The 19017-nt window shown below is 71.9% G+C and carries 19 protein-coding genes and 1 pseudogene; 7 read left to right on the top strand and 13 right to left on the bottom strand.

Translation table 11 applies throughout. The features are described 5' to 3' along the window. Positions 1-56: 56 nt before the first annotated feature. Genes J4573_RS54965 through sigE form a run of 3 tightly spaced genes read right to left on the bottom strand, consistent with a single transcriptional unit; the run spans position 57 to position 2716 of the window. Positions 57-1355 (bottom strand): sigma-E factor regulatory protein RseB domain-containing protein, encoded by a 1299-nt coding sequence (locus tag J4573_RS54965; RefSeq protein ID WP_208263317.1) that lies wholly within the window; start codon positions 1353-1355, stop codon positions 57-59. After that, on the bottom strand, positions 1352-2017 hold the full coding sequence (locus J4573_RS48950; protein ID WP_208263316.1) for an anti-sigma factor family protein: 666 nt from the start codon (positions 2015-2017) through the stop codon (positions 1352-1354). Before J4573_RS48950 ends, J4573_RS54965 begins: the two co-directional genes overlap by 4 nt. Before the next feature lie 54 nt (positions 2018-2071). Further along, positions 2072-2716: an RNA polymerase sigma factor SigE gene (sigE, locus tag J4573_RS48945; protein ID WP_243774828.1), complete on the bottom strand. Its 645-nt coding sequence runs from the start codon at positions 2714-2716 to the stop codon at positions 2072-2074. 211 nt (positions 2717-2927) lie between these two features. On the opposite strand from sigE, the gene J4573_RS48940 reads away from it, so the two are divergent. Together J4573_RS48940 and J4573_RS48935 are read left to right on the top strand one after the other, a co-directional pair. Beyond that, a complete protein-coding gene (locus J4573_RS48940) occupies positions 2928-3530 on the top strand; it encodes an O-methyltransferase (protein WP_208263315.1) in 603 nt (200 codons plus the stop codon). Between the two features lie 8 nt (positions 3531-3538). After that, positions 3539-4153, top strand: a complete 615-nt coding sequence (locus J4573_RS48935) for a hypothetical protein (protein WP_208263314.1) — start codon at positions 3539-3541, stop codon at positions 4151-4153. Positions 4154-4217: 64 nt separating this feature from the next. Here the strand turns inward: J4573_RS48935 and J4573_RS48930 are convergent, their stop codons facing one another. From J4573_RS48930 to J4573_RS48915, 4 genes are all read right to left on the bottom strand, one after another. Continuing rightward, a complete protein-coding gene (locus J4573_RS48930) occupies positions 4218-4760 on the bottom strand; it encodes an anthrone oxygenase family protein (RefSeq protein WP_208263313.1) in 543 nt (180 codons plus the stop codon). 142 nt (positions 4761-4902) lie between these two features. Beyond that, positions 4903-6378 carry a leucyl aminopeptidase gene (locus J4573_RS48925; RefSeq protein ID WP_208263312.1) on the bottom strand — a complete coding sequence of 492 codons (1476 nt, stop codon included), beginning with the start codon at positions 6376-6378 and terminating at the stop codon, positions 4903-4905. A 148-nt stretch (positions 6379-6526) separates the two neighbouring features. After that, a complete protein-coding gene (locus tag J4573_RS48920) occupies positions 6527-6694 on the bottom strand; it encodes a DUF3117 domain-containing protein (protein ID WP_075022250.1) in 168 nt (55 codons plus the stop codon). A 192-nt stretch (positions 6695-6886) separates the two neighbouring features. Then, the gene (locus tag J4573_RS48915; RefSeq protein ID WP_208263311.1) at positions 6887-8089 is read right to left on the bottom strand and encodes an RNA-guided endonuclease InsQ/TnpB family protein; all 1203 of its coding nucleotides are present in this window, start codon (positions 8087-8089) and stop codon (positions 6887-6889) included. 77 nt (positions 8090-8166) lie between these two features. On the opposite strand from J4573_RS48915, the gene J4573_RS48910 reads away from it, so the two are divergent. Continuing rightward, positions 8167-8979, top strand: a complete 813-nt coding sequence (locus J4573_RS48910; RefSeq protein WP_208263310.1) for a PaaX family transcriptional regulator — start codon at positions 8167-8169, stop codon at positions 8977-8979. Then, positions 8933-9757: an enoyl-CoA hydratase-related protein gene (locus J4573_RS48905; RefSeq protein WP_208263309.1), complete on the top strand. Its 825-nt coding sequence runs from the start codon at positions 8933-8935 to the stop codon at positions 9755-9757. The genes J4573_RS48910 and J4573_RS48905 overlap by 47 nt, the downstream gene beginning before the upstream one ends. A gap of 7 nt (positions 9758-9764) precedes the next feature. On the opposite strand, the gene J4573_RS48900 is transcribed toward J4573_RS48905, so the two are convergent. The 3 genes from J4573_RS48900 to J4573_RS48890 form a co-directional block, all read right to left on the bottom strand. Continuing rightward, on the bottom strand, positions 9765-10706 hold the full coding sequence (locus J4573_RS48900; RefSeq protein ID WP_208263308.1) for a YbgA family protein: 942 nt from the start codon (positions 10704-10706) through the stop codon (positions 9765-9767). A 5-nt stretch (positions 10707-10711) separates the two neighbouring features. After that, positions 10712-11344: an RNA polymerase sigma factor gene (locus J4573_RS48895; protein ID WP_243774827.1), complete on the bottom strand. Its 633-nt coding sequence runs from the start codon at positions 11342-11344 to the stop codon at positions 10712-10714. Positions 11345-11450: 106 nt separating this feature from the next. Then, positions 11451-12374, bottom strand: a complete 924-nt coding sequence (locus tag J4573_RS48890) for a MerR family transcriptional regulator (RefSeq protein ID WP_307797513.1) — start codon at positions 12372-12374, stop codon at positions 11451-11453. Positions 12375-12578: 204 nt separating this feature from the next. On the opposite strand from J4573_RS48890, the gene J4573_RS48885 reads away from it, so the two are divergent. After that, complete coding sequence (locus tag J4573_RS48885; RefSeq protein WP_208263306.1) at positions 12579-13886, top strand: cryptochrome/photolyase family protein; 1308 nt, start codon at positions 12579-12581, stop codon at positions 13884-13886. A gap of 145 nt (positions 13887-14031) precedes the next feature. Here J4573_RS48885 and J4573_RS48880 read toward each other — a convergent pair. Beyond that, positions 14032-14139: pseudogene (locus J4573_RS48880) on the bottom strand (DNA-binding response regulator); the annotation flags it as partial. Positions 14140-14513: 374 nt separating this feature from the next. On the opposite strand from J4573_RS48880, the gene J4573_RS48875 reads away from it, so the two are divergent. Both J4573_RS48875 and J4573_RS48870 read left to right on the top strand, forming a co-directional pair. Then, a complete protein-coding gene (locus J4573_RS48875; protein WP_208263373.1) occupies positions 14514-15248 on the top strand; it encodes an ABC transporter ATP-binding protein in 735 nt (244 codons plus the stop codon). A 5-nt stretch (positions 15249-15253) separates the two neighbouring features. After that, the gene (locus J4573_RS48870) at positions 15254-17827 is read left to right on the top strand and encodes an ABC transporter permease (RefSeq protein ID WP_208263305.1); all 2574 of its coding nucleotides are present in this window, start codon (positions 15254-15256) and stop codon (positions 17825-17827) included. Here the strand turns inward: J4573_RS48870 and J4573_RS48865 are convergent. Both J4573_RS48865 and J4573_RS48860 read right to left on the bottom strand, forming a co-directional pair. Next, a complete protein-coding gene (locus J4573_RS48865) occupies positions 17818-18390 on the bottom strand; it encodes a DNA-3-methyladenine glycosylase I (RefSeq protein ID WP_208263304.1) in 573 nt (190 codons plus the stop codon). The two genes, J4573_RS48870 and J4573_RS48865, sit on opposite strands and share 10 nt — an antisense overlap. Continuing rightward, positions 18387-18815, bottom strand: a complete 429-nt coding sequence (locus J4573_RS48860) for an SRPBCC family protein (RefSeq protein WP_307797522.1) — start codon at positions 18813-18815, stop codon at positions 18387-18389. Before J4573_RS48860 ends, J4573_RS48865 begins: the two co-directional genes overlap by 4 nt. Between the last annotated feature and the right edge of the window lie 202 nt (positions 18816-19017).

Raw genomic sequence — 19017 nt, 5'->3', positions numbered from 1 at the left:
TCTCGTCATCCGCGCTCATAGTGCCCATCGGGGCATGTGATGAGCATAAGAGTTCATCAGCCGAACGGATTGACCCACGTACCAAGACGGCGCGCGCCCCGCCCCATGCGACCCCAGAAGTGCAGGCCACTCCCTTCGGGGAGGGCGTCGATCACCGAGTCGGCGGTGTCCTGGGGCGCGTCCGTCAGCACCGTGTAAACGTAGCCGTCCCCGGACCATACGGCCCAATGCTGGAGCGAGTCGCGACGGAAGATCGTCTTGCCGTCGTCGCGGGTGCGCTGCCACCCGTTCATCCGCGACCGGTCGACGGCGCCGCCCCGCTGGACGAACACCGACACCGCGGACAACCCGTCGGTGTAGCTGAGGTGAACGGTGTCGGCCTTGGTGTCGCGGCGGGCGTCGTAGAGCTTGAAATGCTCGGGCAGGGCGTCGGGGATGCGCCAGCCGGAGCGGCGCAGCGAGGCGAGGTCGCCCGACGCCAGGCGGTCCTCCCAGGGCGAGGCGGTGACGACCGGGACGGTGCTCTCGCCGACGGAACGGCCGCCGCGCAGGGCGACCCGGGTGTCGCGGGCGGGACGGGCGATGCGCAGCTCGCGGAAGCCGGTGGCGGCGACCGAACGGCCGCCCGCGTCCAGCAGCTCGCGGTGCAGCATCAGGCCGGTCTCGGAATCGACCCAGAAGCGCCCGGCGGCGGTGCCGTTGGAACGCCGCGCCTCGATCACCCGCGCCTGGCGGCCGCACACGGACGCGTCGGCGGCCCGTACGAGGGAGTAGTTGCGGGTGAGCAGCGCGAGCATCTCGGTCGTGAAGCCGATCAGCGCGCTCCGGCCGACGGAGGAGTCGGCCTGGTAGGTGCGCTCGGCGGTGGATCCGCCGGTACGGCTCGGGCCCGACACGGGTGCGGTGCCGCGCTGGACGGGCTCCCCGGCGTCGAAGTAGGTCCCGGCACCGGGCGTGTGCGCGACCCGTACCAGCGACGTGGTGGAGCCCTTGTGACCCCATGTGGTGAGGAACTGGGTCCCCTCGTACGGCACCTGCCTGGCCGCCTTGGTGGCCGCCTCCAGCAGCCGTACGGCCTCGGGATCGCTCTCCACGCGGCGCGCGGCGCACGCGTCCCCGGCCAGCGCCCCGGCGAGCGCGAGCGCGGCGGCGAGCCCGCCCGCGAGCAGCGCGGCGCTCGACCTGCGACGCAGCGGCGACCCGGCGTGCGGCCGCGCCTCGGCGAGCAGCGGCGACCCGAGGTGCCGCGCGGAGTCGGTGCGCGGCGACGACCCGAAGTGTCCTGGCAGCACGGCATGACGCGCGGCCGTCAGCGGGCGGCGGCGACGATCCGGGCTGGAAGATCGGCCGGTCACGGCTCCGGGGATACCTGGACGGTGGTCTGGTCGGTCAGCGTATCGGTGAGCGGGGCGTCTCCGGACGTCAGCGCGTGTTCGACCGCGAACCGGTCGAACGCGGGGGTCACGGCGGGCGCCTCCTGGCGGCCGCCCACGGCGTAGCTGGCGGTGCCGAGCCCGAGGAAGAGCGTTGCGGCGCCGACCGCGAGGTAGCGGCGCCGCGGCGGGCGGCGCGCGAGTCCCACGGCGGCCGCGTGACCGGCGCCGGAACGGCCGCCGGCCCGGGCTGCGGGCCTGTTGTCACGGGGCCTGGACGGGATCCGTCCCGACCCTGGGTGTCCTGCGCGAACGCCGGGCCGCAGGGGCCTGGTCAGGGGCAGTGAGGGCGTCGGCATCCCGGTGGGCGGCTCGCCGTCGCCCGAGTCCTGGTCGCCGAGGCCGCCGGCGGGCTCGGCCATCCCGCGCAGGCGGGACAGGAAGTCGCCGGACGGGAGGTCGTCGGCCCCGTCGCTCGCGGGAAGGTCGGCCAGTCCGCGCAACCGGCCCTTGAGCCGCCGCAGCGCGTCCGCCTCAGAGCGGCAGCGCTCGCAGCGCGCGAGATGGGCCAGCGCTCGGTCGCGCTCGTCGTGGCCCAGCTCACCGTCGACCAGAGCGGTCAGACGCTCCCCCAGACAACTCACGCGGCTCCCTCGTCGTTCAGATCAGTCTCGCGCCATCGTTGCGCACCCGGCGGGCTACACGCCCTCCGGCTGCAGCTCGGCGCCGCGGCGACGCGGCGCGCGGTGCTCGAGCGCGGCGCGCAACTGCGCCCTTCCCCGGTGAATACGGCTGCGCACCGTACCCAGTTTGACACCGAGCGTCGCCGAGATCTCCTCGTAGGACAGGCCCTCGATGTCGCACAGCACCACGGCGGCCCGGTACTCGGGCGCCAGGGCGTCGAGCGCGGCCTGCACGTCGGCGTCGAAGTTGCGGTCGTCGTACACCTGCGCCGGCGTGGGCTCGCGGCCCTGCAGCCGCTCGGCGGCGTCGTCGGCGAGTCCCTCGAAGCGGATGCGCTGGCGGCGCCGCGCCATGTCGAGGAACAGGTTGGTCGTGATGCGGTGCAGCCAGCCCTCGAACGTGCCGGGCGTGTAGTTCGACAGCGAACGGAACACCCGGACGAAGACCTCCTGCGTGAGGTCCTCGGCGTCGTGCTGGTTGCCGGTCAGCCGGTAGGCGAGACGGTAGACCCGGGCGGAGTGCTCGCGGACCACCTCGTCCCACGACGGCGGTGCCCACTCGGCCTCGGGGGCGTTCTCACGCCCGGCGGCTGCGTTACCGATCCCCTGCCGGGGGCCGACCCCCACAGCGCCCTTGAATGTAAGTGCTGCGACTCCCATGGTGCCGGGTTGTTCCTCTCTGTGCCTAACGCTCGTCGCATTGGAACGACACGGTCACGCCTGGGCTGGGGCGGTTGTGGACCGGTTGTCAGTTAGAACGCGACGGAACGCGAGTTGGTTCCCGGTCAGCGATATGGTCTTTCCAGCATGAGCCAGGCGGGGGTCCCGCGAGGAGGCAGCCATCGACGCCATTCAGGCCACCCTGGCCTACGTGGAGGAATTCCTCCCCGAAGACGAACCCATCCTTAACGCCCGCCGTCTCGGCCGCGAGGTCGGCGCGACGCCGATCGGCCCGGCGGGCGGGGCGGCGCTGCGGTTCCTGGCCGCCATGATCGACGCCCGTACGGTGGTCGAGGTCGGGTCGGGCTGCGGCGTGTCGGGGATCTGGCTGATGCGCGGGATGCGCAAGGACGGCGTGCTGACCAGCGTCGACGTCGAGCATGAGCACCAGCGGCTGGCCAAGCAGGCCTACGCCGAGGCGGGCCTCGGCGGCTCGCGGACCCGGATGATCGTCGGGCGGGCGCTGGAGGTGCTGCCGCGCTTCACCGACGGGGCGTACGACATGGTCTTCTGCGACGCCGCCAAGCAGGAGTACCCCGAATACCTGGAGGCGGCGCTGCGGCTGCTGCGTCCGGGCGGCGTGGTGGCCTTCGACAACGCGCTCTGGCACGACCGGGTGGCCGATCCCGACGTCCGCGACCCCGAGACGCTCGCGATCCGCGAGGTCAACCGGATGGTCCGCGAGGACGAGCGGCTGGTGCCGCTGCTGCTGCCGGTCGGCGACGGCCTGCTCTGCGCTCTCAAGCGCGACTGAGCGCCTGCATGAAACCCGGCTCCACGGAACGCGACGGCGGCGCTTTTCAGGTCCGTGCCCGGATGACCTGGCGCGGAGGCTTCCAGATCGCCGCCTGCCTGATCCTGATCGTCGCGTCCGTGGCGTTCATCACAGGCGGGCTGATGAGCGGCCTGAGTGTGGGCAGCGTCGCATTCGTCGCGCTCGGCGTGGTCGGCATCGCGCTGTTCAGCGCCGGGCTGTCGACCGTGGCGGGCACCCTGATCAGCCGCCGCCCCCTCTTCGAGATCGACACCGAGGGCGTGCGCCGCCCGGCCCGGTGGCCGCTGCCGCGCAGGGCCGACCGAGTCCTCCCCTGGTCCGAGATCCACGGCCTGTGCGCGCTGCGCCGCGGGGTTCCGGGTGCCAAGCGCGGTGAGCAGGACTACCTGGTGGTGCTGTCGTCGGCGGAGCTGGTCGAGACCGCCCGTACGGAGGAACGGCCCAGGCTGGTCGTGCTGACCCTCCCCGACGTCCCGGCGACCGCCGAGGCGGCCCGCTGGTGCTTCGCGGTCGACCAGAGCTGGTCGGCCTCCCTCAAGGAGATCGTGTCCGAGGCCCGCAAGCGGCACGAGGTCCCGGTCATCGACCGCCGCAAGAAGTGAGCCCGAGCAAAGGAAGAAGCCCCGGGGCCCTGGGCCCCGGGGCTTTGCTTCGGTAGGCGTCGGATCAGGCGGCGGTGCGGCGGGCGCGGTAGGCGACCGCGACCCAGGAGAGGATCCCGAACGAGGCCAGCGACAGCAGCGTCCGGACGATGTTCCAGGCCACCCAGCGGCTCTCGTGGAAGTCGTGGCGGACCTTGGCGATGTTCGCGATGTGGCCGGGGTCGCCCGCCGCCTTGAGCGCGTCGTTCAGCGGCACGTTGACCGCCATCGTGATCGCGACGCCGAGGAAGTAGAGCACCGCGGCGGCGATCAGCCAGGGCAGCGCCCCGCGCAGGGCCGGACCGCGGTGCTGGAAGGCGGCGACGGCCGTGAGAACGACCGCGCCGAAGAAGGACCCCATGAAGAACGGGTTCATGATCGCCTTGTCGATCGCCTGGAACGCGGCGACGAAGGTCTTGTCGTCGAGGTCGTGCAGGCCCGGCATGATCGTGGTCGCGTAGAGGAACTCGACCCCGGTGACCAGGCCGGTGGTCAGGATGGCCGCCACCAGCACGGCGTTCGTCAGCCGAGTGGTCTGCCGCGGCGAGCCGGTCTGCAGCGCGTTCATTCGTGTGTTCTCCACTCTCAGAAGTTCAGACGGTGTTTCCGTCGTGCTTTAAGACTCGCGGCGCGGGGCCGCGCGGAACATGTCCGAAAGAGTGGACCGCATACGCGGACGTCTAGACCCTTCGTCTGCGCAGGTCAGGAGGTCAGGAAGTCAGCCAGCGCAGCAGCAGGCGGGTGCCGAAGCCGGTGGCGCCCCTGCTGATCTCGCCGTCGTCGGCGGTGGAACGGCCGGGGCCCGCGACGTCCAGGTGCGCCCACGTCCGCGACCCCACGAACTCGCGCAGGAACAGCGCCGCGGTGATGGAGCCGCCGCCGAAGCCGGGCTTGCCGATGTTGTTGATGTCGGCGACGTCGGAGTCGATCGCCGGGCGCAGATCCTCCGACAGCGGCAGCCGCCAGAGCGGCTCGCCCGCCGCGCCACCCGCACCCGTCAGGGCCTCGGCGAGCGCGTCGTCGTTGCTGAACAGCGCGCCGGTGCGCAGGCCGAGAGCGACCTTGGCGGCGCCGGTGAGGGTGGCGACGTCGACGATCACGTCCGGGTCCAGCTCGGCGTCGGCGTAGGCGAGCGCGTCGGCCAGCACCAGGCGGCCCTCGGCGTCGGTGTTCAGCACCTCGGAGGTGGTGCCGCCGAAGTGGGTGATGACGTCGCCGGGGCGCATGGCCGAACCGGACGGCATGTTCTCCGCGGCCGAGACCAGCCCGGTGACCCTGGCGTTCACGCCGAGCTCGCGCAGCGCGCCCATGACCGAGATGACCACGGCGCCGCCGGCCATGTCGGTCTTCATCGTCTTCATGTTGTCGTTCGGCTTCAGCGACAGGCCGCCGCTGTCGAACGTGATGCCCTTGCCGACCAGCACCACGTGGCGGTCGGAGCCGCCCTCGGGCTCGTACGACAGCTCGATCAGCCGGGGCGGCCGGGCCGAGCCGGAGCCGACCGCCAGCAGGCCGCCGAAGCCGCCCTCGGCCAGCTCCTTCTCGCCGCGCACGCGTGCGGTGAGGCCCTTCTCGGCGGCGACCCGTTCGGCCTGCTCGGCGAGCCAGGAGGGGCCCTTCTCGCCGGAGGGGGTGTTGGCCAGGTCGCGGGCGCGCGCGGCGGCCCGTGCGACGGCGGTGCCGCGTTCGATCGCGGGGGCGCTCGCCTCGGGGCCCGCCTCGGTCAGCACGGTCAGCGTGCCGAGCGGCGCCTTGGCCTTGGCCGGCGGCGCCCCGATCTTGAACGTGTAGGACCCGAGCAGCGCGCCCTCGACGAACGCGGCCAGGTCGCCCGCGGGCACGCCCGCCGCCAGATTGGACTTGCCCTTGCCGCGCCTGGCCAGTGCGGCCCCCGCCTTGCGCAGGTCCGCGGGGGTCGCCGCGCCCACCCCGTACAGCAGCAGTTCGCGCACCGTTCCGCCCACCCGCACCGGGGTGGAGACGACCTCGCCGGCCTCGCCCTTGGCGCCGTGCAGGGTCAGCAGCTCGTCCAGCGTGAAGGGCAGCAGCGCCGCGATCTCGGCCGCCGGCGCCACCGCGCCGTCCGGTCCGGACGTGATCGGGACGGCCACCACCTCGGCGCTCAGGGACTCCGCCGCCTGCGACAGCGTCCCGCCCGCACCGGTCACCTGGGTCTCGATGGGCATGCTGCTGGTTCCCCCTAGGGTGCGCCGGCGAGCCGTTCAGGCCGCCGGTCGTTGCTCTGTGCCCGGTCTTCTGGCGGAGACGGCGAGGGTCCCGGCTAGAGCGCCGGGACCGTCACCGCATCTCGGGGTCGCGGAGACCTTCGGCGCGTCAGCCGACGACCTCTTTGAGGGCCTCGCCGAGCTCCTTGGCCTCGTCTGCGGACAGCTCCACGACAAGGCGTCCGCCGCCTTCCAGCGGGACCCGCATGACGATTCCGCGCCCCTCCTTGGTCACTTCGAGCGGACCGTCTCCTGTCCGCGGCTTCATCGCCGCCATGCGTGCATCCCCTTCCTGCCTAGGGCCGCGTGGGGCCTCCGGGCACCGTTGGCCGCGTGGCCGCCTGTCGCATCCGCGTCATCAGTAGTGGTCCATTATCTCGTCTTCCGGGCGCGAAGTGGTAACGATCAGCCTCCAGATCGAGAGACTCATGCCTTGGCGTCCCCTCCCTTCCGCCAGGAAGGGAGACTCCTAGCCCTCGCGAGCCGGGGTTTCCTGCTTCACCGACGACCGCCCGCCCGGAGGTTTCCGTTGGGGTCTCACACCGTCTCCACAGGCTGATGCGGCCCGCCCGGCCGCCAGCAAATTGCGGGCCGCATTGACGTCCCGATCATGGGTCGTGTCACAGCCATCGCAGACCCAGTTGCGAATATTAAGCGGCATCGCATTCGCGAGAGTGCCGCAGATCGAGCACAGTTTGGAAGACGGGAACCACCGGTCCACGGCGATCACCTCGCGTCCGTACCACTGCGCTTTGTACTCCAGCAGGCTGCGGAACTCCGACCAGGACGCGTCGGAGATGGCGCGCGCGAGTCTCCGGTTCTTGACCATGTTCCGGACATTCAGGTCCTCGATCACGAGCGTTTGGTTTTCGCGCACGAGTCGAGTGGTCAGCTTGTGGAGGTGGTCGCGGCGCCGGTCGGCGATCCGGGCATGGATGCGTGCGACCCTCTGCCGGGCCTTGCTCCGGTTCGCGCCGTTGCCCCTGGCCTTGCGGGACAGAACGTGCTGGGCCTTGGCCAGCCGCTCCCGGTCACGGCGTTCGGACCGGAGGTTGGCGATCTTCTCTCCGGTGGACAGCGTGAGCAGGTGATCGAGGCCGGCGTCGATACCGACCGCCGTGGAGAGCGCCGGTAGCAGCTGGACCGCGGCGTCCTCACACAGCAAGGAAACGTGCCAGCGGCCCGCGCCGTCTCTGCTCACGGTCACCGTGGTCGGTTCGGCACCGGCTGGAAGGGGTCTGGACCAGACGATCGCCAACGGCCCGGCCACCCGCGCCAGGGTCAGCGCCCCTTTGCGGTAGGTGAACGCCGAGCGTGTGTACTCGGCCGAGGCGCGCGACTTGCGCTTGGATTTGAAGCGCGGATACTTGGCCCGTTTGGAGAAGAAACCGGCGAATGCCATCTGCAAATGGCGCAGCGCCTGTTGCAGCGGAACGCTCGAAACCTCGTTGAGGTAGGCGAGCTCTTCGCTCTTCTTCCATGCGGTCAGCATCGCCGAAGTGGCGTTGTAGTTGACCCGTTCCTGCCTCAGGATCCATGCCTCCGTACGGGCGGCGAGAGCGAGGTTGTAGACCTTGCGCACGCAACCGAACGTGCGCGACAACTCGGCCGCCTGCTCATCGGTCGGATAGAAGCGGTACTTGAACGCCCGCTTCACACCTGTCCTGGGCATGTCTCACAAACTAACATGCCAGTTTGTGAGGCCCGCCTGAATCCCCTTCCTCGGCGGGGCGTCTTGGGAGATCTTCGATGAACGCTCGTTCGGCGCTGTTCGATCTCTACGGTGATCACCTCCGCGAGCGGGGCGGGCGGGCACCGATCGCGGCCCTGGTCAGGCTGCTCGCGGCGCTCGGCGTGGCCGCCCCGGCGGTGCGCACGGCGGTGTCCCGGATGGTCCGCCAGGAGTGGCTGGAGCCGGTCCGCCTGCCGCAGGGCCCGGGGTATGCGCTGACCCCCCGCGCGGCCCGCCGGCTCGACGAGGCGGCCCACCGGATCTACCGCGATCTGGGCCCGTGGGACGGGCATTGGCACCTTCTGGTGGTCGAACGCGTCCGGGACCGGGCGCGGCGCGAGCGGCTGGCCTCGGGATTGGGCTACCTCGGCTACGCGCGGCTGGACGAGTCCACGTGGGTCGGCCCGCGCGCCTCCAGCGAACTGGACCCCCTGCTCAACGCCGAGTCCGTGCGGGCCGAGCGGTTCGTTTCGGCGTACGAGGGGGACGTGCGCGGCCTGGTGGCCCGGGCGTGGGATCTGGACGGTCTGGGACGCGCGTACGAGCAGTGGATGGCCGACGCGCGGGAGTTCGTGGCGGGCACGGAGTCGGATGTGCGGGTGCCCTCGGACGAGCGGGCCTTCGCCATTCGCAGCAGGCTTGTCCATGAATGGCGCAAGTTTCTTTTCCGCGACCCGGGACTGCCTCCAGACCTGTTGCCGGAGGGCTGGCCGGGCATCCGAGCGGCCCGGTTCTTCGACGCCGAGGCCGCGCGTCTCTTGCCCGCGGCGTCCCGGTTCGTCGATGGTTGCCTGGAGAACCGCGGTAACGAGGAGGACAACGGTGTCTGAGACTGTGCTGTACGACGTCACCGAGGGTGTGGCGACGATCACACTCAACCGGCCCGACGCCTACAACGCACTGATCGCCGAGATGAAGGAGGCGCTGGGCGCGGCGCTGGAGCGCGCGGCGGGCGACGCGGCGGTGCGCGCGGTGATCATCACCGGTGCCGGGCGCGGCTTCTGCGCGGGCCAGGACCTGCGCGAGCACGCCGACAACCTCGCCGCGGGCAGGGGTCTGGACGACACCGTGCGCCGGCACTACAACCCGGTCGTGAAGGCCATCGCCGGGATGCCCAAGCCCGTCGTCGCGGCGGTGAACGGCGTGGCGGCCGGTGCGGGCGCGTCGCTGGCGCTGGCCTGCGACCTGGTGATCGCGTCGGAGAAGGCCTCGTTCGGCACCGCGTTCACCAAGATCGGCCTGGCGCCGGACAGCGGCATGTCGTGGACCCTGCAGCGCCGGGTGGGCCGTACGAAGGCCGCCGAGCTGCTGCTGCTCGCCGAGCCGGTGAAGGCGCCCGAGGCGCTGGAGATCGGCCTGGTCAACCGGGTCGTCGCGGCCGACGAGCTGGCGCCGGCGTCGGTGGAGCTCGCGCGGACGCTGGCCGCCGGGCCGACCGTCTCGTTCGGCGCGGTCAAGGAGGCGCTCGACCACGCCGCCACTCACGACCTGGACTCGGCCCTGGAGAAGGAGGCCGAGCTGCAGGACCTCTGCGAGAAGACCGCCGACCACCACAACGCGACCGAGGCGTTCCTGAAGAAGCAGCAGCCCGAGTTCGAGGGACGCTGATCCGCTTCTACGCGATGTGCTTGGGGAACGGCTCGAAGTAGGTCTGGGCCTGCAGGTAGGCGTTGTCCTCGCCGCGCGCGTGGTGCCGCAGGAGGGTCATCGGGACCTCCCGCGGCACCTCGCCGCGCGCGAAGGCCTCGATGACGGCGACGATGTCGTGCCGCCGCGCGTCGTCGAGGCGTTCGCTCATCGGCCCGAAGACGTGCTGCAGCGCGTTCACGTGCCGGCCGCGGGTGGGCCGGACGGCGAACGCGGCGGCGAACAGTTCGGTGTAGTCGGCCTCCAGCTCCGCCTGCGGGCTGCTTCCGGCGGCGGCGACCGTACGGCCCATGACGCGGTAGAGCGACGGGTCGTGCGCGAGGAGCTGGAGCTTGTGCGCGGCGTGGAACGAGACCAGGTCGCGGGGCGCCCAGCCACCGTCGAAGAGCGCGCGGAGCCGGGCGTGCGCGAAGATCCGTTCGACGAAGTGCTCGCGCAGGACGGTGTCGTTCAGGCGGCCGTCCTCCTCGATCGGCAGGTCGGGGCGGTTCGTCATCAGCCGGGCCGCGAAGATCCCGCTCGCGCGGCGGTCGATCGGGTTTCCGTTCTCCAGGTAGCGCGACACCCCGCGCGGGCCGCAGCTGGGCGACCTGGACTTCAGCACCCAGCCGTCCACCACGGCGTTCTGCCGGTCGGCCAGCTCTCGCATCGCCTCGGTGTGGTCGCCTTCGCCGTTCCGCGGGCGCAGGCGGTCCTCGTCGCCGACGGTCACCAGGCGGAGCGTCGGCCGGGGCGCGCCCAGCCCGATCTCCATCTCCGGGCACAGCGGGAACCAGTCGACGTGCTGGGCGAGCGTGTCGGTCAGGAAGCGGCTGCGGCTGTGCCCGCCGTTGTAGCGGACCGGCTCGCCGAGCAGGCAGCTCGACACGGCGACGCGGGGGCGAGTGGTCTCGATCTTGGTCGGTTCCATGGCCGTCAGGCCTCCAGCAGCGCGCCCAGGCGGCGCAGGCCGCGGGCGGTCCGTGCCTTGACCGTCCCGAGCGGCGCGCCGACCGCGGCCGCGATCTCGGTCTGGGTCAGGTCTCCGAAGTAGGCCAGCACGAGGGCCTCGCGCTGCGCGTCGGGCAGCGTGGCGAGCGCGCGCCTGACGTCCTGCGCCCGCGCCACCCGCTCGGCCGGGTCGGGGCCGGGCTGGGCGAGTGCCTGAACGAGCGCCTGCGTGAGGGGCAGGCTCGCCGGGGGCCGCGCGCGCAGCTGATCGACGGCGCGGCGGCGGGCGATCGTGAAGATCCAGCCGCGCAGGGGCTGCTCCGGGTCCAGCCGGTGGCGGCAGCGCCACAGCTCCACCAGAACGGCCTGGACCACGTCGTCGACCAGGTCGGCGGGCACCAGGCGGCGCAGGTAGCGGCGCAGCGCGGGACCGAACTCGGCCTGGCACTCGGCCAGCGCGGTCTCGTCGTCGGCGAGCAGCCGCCCCGCCAGCGTCGCGGACCCCGGAGACGCCGCGGACCCCGGAGACGCCGCGGATGTCGCGGACGTGGGAGACGTCGCGGACGTGGGAGACGTCGCGGACGCCGGAGACGCCGGGGCCTCGATCATTGCCGTCATGGCCGCTCCCTCCATCGCAGAAAACCTCTTCAAAACTTGTTCATAGTCGCTTTGAAGATCGTGCGCAACCGGAGGAGGGCGATCCGAGAGGTAAAGAAAGGGCAGATCAGGCGTGGCCGTAGGCGGCGTGGACCTCGGCGATCGCCTCGGGAAGCGTTCCCACGCGGTGGACGCGTTCGGGCAGCCGGTCGTCCGCCCAGCCGGGCCCGCCCGCCAGCAGGCGTACACGGGGACGGCCGCCGGGCAGCCCGGCCAGCGGCGCCGGATCGCCGGTATCGGGCGTCTGTGACCAGACGAACACCGCGGCCGGGCCGAGGTGCCGGATGGCCGCCGCGAGCGCCTCGTACGGCATCCGGGCGCCCAGGACCCGCACGGCGATCCGTTCCGCCGCCAGCGACGCGGCCAGCGCGTAGACCGGCAGGCTGTGCTGCTCCTCGGCCGCGCACGCCAGCACGACCGGGCGCGCGGTGATCGGCGGCCCGGCGGTGGCGACCTCCCTGGCCAGCGCGCTCAGCAGCGTCCCGGAGAGCAGATGCTCGATCTCGACGATCGCGCCGGTCTCCGCGTGCCGCTCGCCGATCCCGATCAGGACGGGCGCGAACAGCTCCTGCCAGGCCTGAACGACCCCGTCCCGGCGCAGCGCCTCGTCGATCAGCCGTTGCATGGTCACCGCGTCCATTCCCATCGCGGCGCGTGCGAGCGCACGGGTGGCCGGGGTCGACTCGGTGACGGCCAGGCGCTGACCGCCCGATCCCCAGGCCGGGCGCGGCTCGGGCTGCTGCGGTGGTGGCTGGGCCGGGAGATCCTCGGGGGCGGCCGCCAGGGCTTTGCGGGCGGCCTCCTCGGGTGGCGTGCCGTCCAGGATCAGCTGGTTCATGAGCTGGAGGCGGGCGACGTCGGTCGTGTCGTAGCGTCGGTGGCCGCCCGCGCTGTGGCGGCTCGGGCCTATCCCGTACCGGCGTCCCCAGGTGCGCAGCGTCGAGGGCGCGACGCCCAGCCGGCGCGCCACCGCGCCGACACTGAGCCCCACCCCGCCGTCCATCGCGTCCCACCCGTCTTGTGAACGTGGGCCAGATTAGGCCCCCGTCAGGGAATTCGGCGCGAGATCGCCGCGCGGTTGCAATCTCCGCCGGGTCCCGCCCGCAGGTCCCCGCGCAGCCGACGGCGGGTCTCCGCGCAACTGGCGACGGTTTCCGTGCAACCGTGGCCGGGCCGTGCCACGAACCACAGGGTGATGAAGACCACGATCCTGCTCTTCACCCGCGACCTGCGGGTCCATGACCATCCGGCGCTGCACGCGGCCTGTGAGGACGCCGAGAACGTCGTGCCGCTGTTCGTGCTGGACGACGCGCTCCTGGCGAGCCCGGCCGGGGCGCCCAACCGGGTCCGCTTCCTCCTGGACGGCCTGGACGACCTGCGCAAATCGCTGCACGAGCGCGGCGCCGAGCTCGTGGTGCGGCGCGGTGACCCGGTGGCCGAGACGCTGGCCCTGGCGCGTCACCACGACGCAGGGCGCGTTCACCTGAGCGACGACGTCAGCGAGTACGCGAGGCGGCGCCGGGAGCGGCTCGAACGGGAGATCGCGGTCGCGGTCCACCCTGGCGTGACCGTCGTTCCGCCGGGTGCGGTCACCCCGGTGTCGGGCGACCACTACAAGGTCTTCACGCCCTACTTCCGGGCGTGGAGCGGGCTCCGCTGGCGGCCGGTGCTTCCAGCCCCGGAGGCAGTACGGGTGCCTTCGGGGCTGGAACCGGGGATCGATCTCGCCACGTTCGACGTCGCGGGCGTGTCACCCGACCTGATGCCGGGCGGCGAGGGCGCGGGCCGTGAACGGGTGCGCGCCTGGCTGCGGGACCACCTCGCCGAATACGAGGACGGGCACGACGACCTGCCCGGCGACCGGACCTCGCGGCTCAGCCCGTACCTGCGCTTCGGCTGCGTCTCACCTTTGGAGCTCGCGACGGCCGCGCGCGGGCGTGAGGGCGGCTTCGGGTTCGCACGGCAGCTCGCCTGGCGCGACTTCCACCACCAGGTCACCGCCGCGTTCCCCCGCATCAACCGCGACGACTACCGGCCGCGCGACGACGCGCGCTGGCACGACGACGAGGACGCGCTGGAGGCCTGGCGGCAGGGGCGGACCGGCTACCCGATCGTGGACGCCGGCATGCGCCAGCTGCTCCGCGAGGGCTTCATGCACAACCGCGCCCGCATGATCACCGCCTCGTTCCTCACCCGCAACCTGCACATCGACTGGCGGCACGGCCTGCGGCACTTCGCCTCCCTGCTCGCCGACGGCGACGTGCCGAACAACGCGGGCAACTGGCAGTGGATCGCGGGCACGGGCAACGACACCCGCCCGAACCGCGTGATGAACCCGCTCCGCCAGGCCTCGCGCTTCGACCCGAAGGGCGACTACGTGCGCGAATACGTCCCCGAACTGGAGCCGGTGAGCCCGTCGTTCATCCACACCCCGTGGAAACTCCCGGCGGGCCTGCGCCGCGACCTGGGCTACCCCGCCCCCATCATCGACCCGCCCGATTGACCGCGCACCAGACCCCGGCGGAGCGGCCCACACGGCGGCGTGAGCCGCCCCGCCGGTGCGGCCGGCCCCGCGTCTTTTCCACGAGTCGCGGGGCCGCCCGCGCAACACCCCGCTCCGCCTACCTCCGCGGCCAGCCACTCCGTCCCTAGCCGCGGAGGTAGGTGAGAACGGCGCGGACGCGACGGTGATCGTCGGGGGCGGGCGGCAGGTCGAGCTTGGCCAGGATCGAGCCGACGTGCTTGGTCACCGCGGCGGTCACCCCGGCGAAGGCGGCCGATCCGCCGTAAAGAAGAGGCTCCTGAGCTGCGCATTTCATGCATTCAAGGCAACCGGGACGGACCTCGAAGATCAGTAGGCCTGTTCGCCGACTTCGGGGTAGGGCCAGCCATACCCCGGCGTTCCACCCCGCCGTAGGTAGGGCTGTCCCCCGCAAAGGATCTCCGGATCACGCCAATGTGCCCGGCGCCGCCGCCGGGTTGGCTTGAGGGCATGGCTAAGACACCCGCCGCTCCCCGCACCTCCCCCGGCACGCCCACCCCACAGGGCCAGCCCAACACCCCCGGCACACCCCCAATGCTCAGCACCCTCGGCGCACCCAACGCAACTGGTGCGGCAGGCGCGTCCGGTATGCCTGGGGGCGAGTTCGTTGCGGTCGCGCACAACCTGGTCAAGTCGTACGGGTCGGGCGATGGGGCTGTGACCGCGTTGCGGGGGGTGTCGGCGGCGTTCGCGCGGGGCCAGTTCACGGCGATCATGGGGCCGTCGGGGTCGGGCAAGTCGACGTTCCTGCACTGCCTGGCGGGGCTGGACGGGGTCACGTCCGGCGAGGTGCTGATCGGGGGCGTGGACATCACCGGGCTGTCGCGCACGCGGCTGACCAAGCTGCGCCGCGACCGGCTCGGCTTCGTCTTCCAGTCGTTCAATCTGCTGCCGATGCTGACCGCCGAGGAGAACATCCGGCTCACCGGACGGCTGGCGGCGCGGCGTGCGGACCGCGAGTGGTTCGACACGATCGTGAACGCGCTGGGGCTGCGCGACCGGCTCGGGCACCGGCCGGCGGAGATGTCGGGCGGGCAGCAGCAGCGGGTCGCGGTGGCGCGTGCGCTGCTCACCCGGCCCGAGGTGCTGTTCGCGGACGAGCCGACCGGCAACCTGGACTCGCGGTCGGGCACCGAGGTGCTGGGCTTTCTGCGGTCCGCCGTGGACGCCTACCGGCAGACCGTGATCATGGTGACGCACGACCCGCGTGCCGCCTCGTACGCCGACCGGGTGCTGTTCCTGGCGGACGGCCGGATCGTGGACGAGCTGCTCTCCCCGTCGATCGACGCCGTACACGCGCGCATGCGCCGGCTGGAGGGCTGAACGAGATGTGGCTCATCGCGCGCCGTTCGTTCGCCGGGGAGTGGCCCCGGCTGGTCGCCACCATGGTCGCGGCCCTGTTGTCGGTCGGGTTGATGTCGGGGTCGCTGCAGTTCGCGATGCGGGCGCAGTCGGCCGTGTCCGGCAGCGACGCCAGCGAGTATCACCGCGCGGACGTGCTGGTGCAGGGCGGCGAGACCGACCCTGACGACGTTTACGCCGCGCCGGACGGGCGGGTCCGGCTCGACCAGGTGACCGGCCGCCCGGGGGTCGCTGCGGCGGCCGGTGACGCGATGGTGCCGGTGACGGCCGCCGGGTCGAACGGCAAGGCGATCTCGCCGCCCGCCGGGGCCCGTACGCTGCTGCGCCCGTGGGTCGCCGACGCGCGGCTCAACCCGTACAGGCTGGAGTCCGGCCGCGCGCCCGCCGCGCCGAACGAGGTGGCGGTCGTACGCCACCTCACCCGCGCCGGTCACCTCCACGTGGGCTCCGACCTGCGCCTTCTCCTTCCTCGCCAGACGACCACGATGAAGATCGTCGGCGTCGTCACCGTGCAGGGCCACAGCGCGGTCGCGGCGGGCGACCTGATCCTCGGCGCGCCCGAGACCGTACGGCAGGCCGCCGGGCTGCCCGCCGGCACGTGGCAGAGCGTGTGGGTGAAGTCCTCCGTCGCGCCCGACCGTCTCCGCGCCGACCTGGCCCGTTCCGTCCCCGGCGCGACCGTACGTACCGCCGCCTCGGTCCGGCACGCGCAGTCCGCCGACGTGCAGTCCGCCGGGGTCTCCATCGGCGGCTCGATCGGCATGCTCGCCGCCGTGGCGGTCTTCGTCGGCATCTTCGTCGTCGCCAACACGTTCGGCACGCTCATCCGCCAGCGCACCCGCAGGCTCGCGCTCCTCAGCGCCATCGGCGCCACCCCGCGCCAGATCAAGCGGCTGATCCGCTTCGAGGCCCTGGCCCTCGGCCTGGTCGCGGGCATCGCGGGCGTGGCCCTCGGCTATCCGGTCTCCTCGATCCTTACCTACCTGTTCGCCAAGGACGGCTTCGACATCTCCGCCGGGGAGGTCCAGTTCGGCTGGATCCCGCTGCTGGCCCCCGCGCTCGGCGGCATCCTCGTCACGCAGCTCGCCGCGTGGCGCGCCGCCCGCAAGGCCGCCCGGATCGCCCCGATGCAGGCGCTGCGCGACTCGGCCTCCGAAGACCGAGGCCGCCGCTGGCCCCGGCTCCTGGGCGCCCTCGCGGTCTTCGCCACCGCGTGGATCTTCTACGGCCCGGTCTTCGCGATCCGCTACGAGGAACCGCCCGGCCCGGACCGTACGGTCGGCACCGCGATCATGATCCTCATGGGCACGATGGTCGCCGTCGGCTCGCTGGCGATGCTCGCCCCGTTCTTCGTGGGCCCGCTGGGCGGCCTGGTCGGCCGCATCGGCGTCCTCTTCAGCGGCGAGGCCGGACGCCTGGCCCGCGCCAGCATCACCCGCAGCCCCCGCCGGGTCTCGTCCGCCGCGTCCTCGCTCATGCTCGGCGTGACGCTGGCCGCGTCCACCGCCCTCATGGTCCTGTCCGCGCAGGCCCGCTTCGACGAGACCGGCCACCAGGTCATGAAGGCCGACCACGCCGTCGCCGTGGGGAGCAAGACAGCGGGCACGCAGACGCCGCTCCCCCGCGACACCGCCGACAAGCTGGCCCGCGTACCCGGAGTCACCCACGCGACGGCCCTCACTCAGACCGAAGCCAAACTGGTCTCACCTCCTCCCCGCCGTCCGTCCCCCGAAGAGGACCCCGAACCCGTCTACCTCTCCATCACCGGAGCGGACCAGATCGGCCTCTCCGCGCTCCTCAAGCTGGGCGGACACCTCCCGCCCCTGCGCCAGAACGAGATTGCCCTCACGACCAACGTTCTCCGCGCCCAGCACATCAAGCCGGGCCAGAACATCGTCGTTCGTGCAACCCAGGGCCGCCTGACCCTCAAGGTCCGCGCCGCCTACCACGACCCGTCCCACCTCTTCGCCGACCAGGCCCTGGTAGCGCCCGCCACCATGGACCGCCTGGACGGCTCCGCCGCGACCCAGGCAGTCCTCGTCAGCGGCGGCAGCTCACAAGCCCTCAACCAGGCCCTGTCCGCCATCCCGGGCGCCAAGGTCTACGACCGTTCCGCCTACATCAAGCTCGCCAAGGGCGCGATGACCAACGGCCTCCAGGTGATCTACGGCTTCCTGGCGATGGCCCTGGTGATCGCCCTGTTCGGCATGGCGACCACCATCTCGATGAGCGTCGCCGAACGAACCCGCGAGTTCGGCCTCCTAGGAGCCGTAGGCACCACCACGACCCAGATCCGTTCCATCGTCCGCTGGGAGGCCGCCACGGTCGTCCTCCTGGGCACGCTCCTGGGCGTGGGCACCTCGATCGCCACCGTCTACCTCATGCACGTGGCGAGCGGCAGCAGCTTCTTGCAGCCCAACCCACCCTGGTGGCTGTTCCCGCTCATCGCGCTCTCCGCCACCGCCGTGACCCTGGCGACCTCAGCACTCCCCGCCCGCCGAGCCGCCGCGATCCCCGTACTCCAAGCAGCTCAGCGGTAGGCGCCCCGCCGGTAGCAACCCACCAGATGGTCGTCGACCAGCCCACAAGCCTGCATCAGCGCATAAGCGGTAGTGGGCCCCACAAACCGAAATCCGTGCCGCTTCAGCTCCTTGGCCAGCGCCTTGGACCCATCCGTGGTGGCCGGCACATCCCCGATGTCCGCGTACCCAGGAGAATCCGCATCGGCGTACTTCCAAGCAACCTCGGCCAGCCCACCCGGCACTTCCAAAGCGGCCCGCGCATTGTTGATGGCCGCCTCGATCTTGGCCCGATTCCGCACGATCGCCGCGTCGCCCAGCAACCGTTCGACATCCGCCTCACCAAAAGAAGCGACCTTCTCCATGTCGAACCCGGCGAACGCCGCCCGGAACCCCTCCCGCTTACGCAGGATCGTCAGCCACGACAGCCCCGACTGGAACGCCTCCAGACACAGCCGCTCGTAAAGCCCCTGGTCATCCCGGATCGGGCGGCCCCACTCCTCATCGTGGTAAGCCACATAATCCGGTGCCGACAACCCCCAGGGACAGCGCGCCAGCCCGTCCTCACCCACTACCGCGGTCATGCGCCCGTTCTACCTGCCACCTCTGACAGTCTCCGAAGCCCGAGCCCCATGAAGAACCGGACCACCGGCCCCGCGACGAGCCACCCGACCCGCCCGAGCACCCCCAGCGGCAGGTCGACGCGTTCCACCCACAAGATCTTGCAGCCGTCCGCCACCGGCGTGACCTCGAACCACGCGTCGCCCCGCACCAGCTTCCCGGTGTGCTCAACGGTCACCCGCTGCCCCGGAATCCACTCCGTGATGACCATGGTGTCGGTGAACCCCACCGGCCCGATCCCGGTCCACCCCTCCAGCGTCGCGCCCACCTCATGCCCGCCCTCGGCCCGGGTGAACGGCATCCACTCCGCATGCCGCGGCCAATCGGTCAGCACCTCGAACACCCGCTTGGCAGGCGCCCCCGACACGACCTCCGCGTGAACCGCCACCCGGCTCAAGACCGCTCCTCAGCGTTCGACTCATGGTCATCGAACAACGTCTGCTCGAAGAGCTCATCCTCTTCGAAAGACTGCTCCTTAGGCGGCACAGGCCGCCCGTTCTCCCCCTTGGGAACCTCAACAACCGAGTCCCCCCCCACGCACCCACCCGCCCTCCCCCCCGCCCCCCCCCCCCCCCCCCCCCCCCCGCCCC

The sequence above is a fragment of the Actinomadura barringtoniae genome, assembly GCF_017573505.1.
In the GTDB taxonomy this organism is placed as follows: Bacteria; Actinomycetota; Actinomycetes; order Streptosporangiales; family Streptosporangiaceae; genus Spirillospora; species Spirillospora barringtoniae.
Note: the sequence above shows the minus strand (reverse complement) of the source record. Positions and strands in the feature narration are given on the sequence as shown.

Excerpts from the sequence above, each read along its gene's own strand:
- sigE (WP_243774828.1), bottom strand. The coding sequence starts at position 2,716 with ATGGGAGTCGCAGCACTTACATTCAAGGGCGCTGTGGGGGTCGGCCCC.
- J4573_RS48935 (WP_208263314.1), top strand. The coding sequence starts at position 3,539 with ATGAAACCCGGCTCCACGGAACGCGACGGCGGCGCTTTTCAGGTCCGT.
- J4573_RS48930 (WP_208263313.1), bottom strand. The coding sequence starts at position 4,760 with ATGAACGCGCTGCAGACCGGCTCGCCGCGGCAGACCACTCGGCTGACG.
- J4573_RS48925 (WP_208263312.1), bottom strand. The coding sequence starts at position 6,378 with ATGCCCATCGAGACCCAGGTGACCGGTGCGGGCGGGACGCTGTCGCAG.
- J4573_RS48920 (WP_075022250.1), bottom strand. The coding sequence starts at position 6,694 with ATGGCGGCGATGAAGCCGCGGACAGGAGACGGTCCGCTCGAAGTGACC.
- J4573_RS48915 (WP_208263311.1), bottom strand. The coding sequence starts at position 8,089 with ATGCCCAGGACAGGTGTGAAGCGGGCGTTCAAGTACCGCTTCTATCCG.
- J4573_RS48910 (WP_208263310.1), top strand. The coding sequence starts at position 8,167 with ATGAACGCTCGTTCGGCGCTGTTCGATCTCTACGGTGATCACCTCCGC.
- J4573_RS48905 (WP_208263309.1), top strand. The coding sequence starts at position 8,933 with ATGGTTGCCTGGAGAACCGCGGTAACGAGGAGGACAACGGTGTCTGAG.
- J4573_RS48900 (WP_208263308.1), bottom strand. The coding sequence starts at position 10,706 with ATGGAACCGACCAAGATCGAGACCACTCGCCCCCGCGTCGCCGTGTCG.
- J4573_RS48895 (WP_243774827.1), bottom strand. The coding sequence starts at position 11,344 with ATGACGGCAATGATCGAGGCCCCGGCGTCTCCGGCGTCCGCGACGTCT.
- J4573_RS48885 (WP_208263306.1), top strand. The coding sequence starts at position 12,579 with ATGAAGACCACGATCCTGCTCTTCACCCGCGACCTGCGGGTCCATGAC.
- J4573_RS48875 (WP_208263373.1), top strand. The coding sequence starts at position 14,514 with ATGCCTGGGGGCGAGTTCGTTGCGGTCGCGCACAACCTGGTCAAGTCG.
- J4573_RS48870 (WP_208263305.1), top strand. The coding sequence starts at position 15,254 with ATGTGGCTCATCGCGCGCCGTTCGTTCGCCGGGGAGTGGCCCCGGCTG.
- J4573_RS48865 (WP_208263304.1), bottom strand. The coding sequence starts at position 18,390 with ATGACCGCGGTAGTGGGTGAGGACGGGCTGGCGCGCTGTCCCTGGGGG.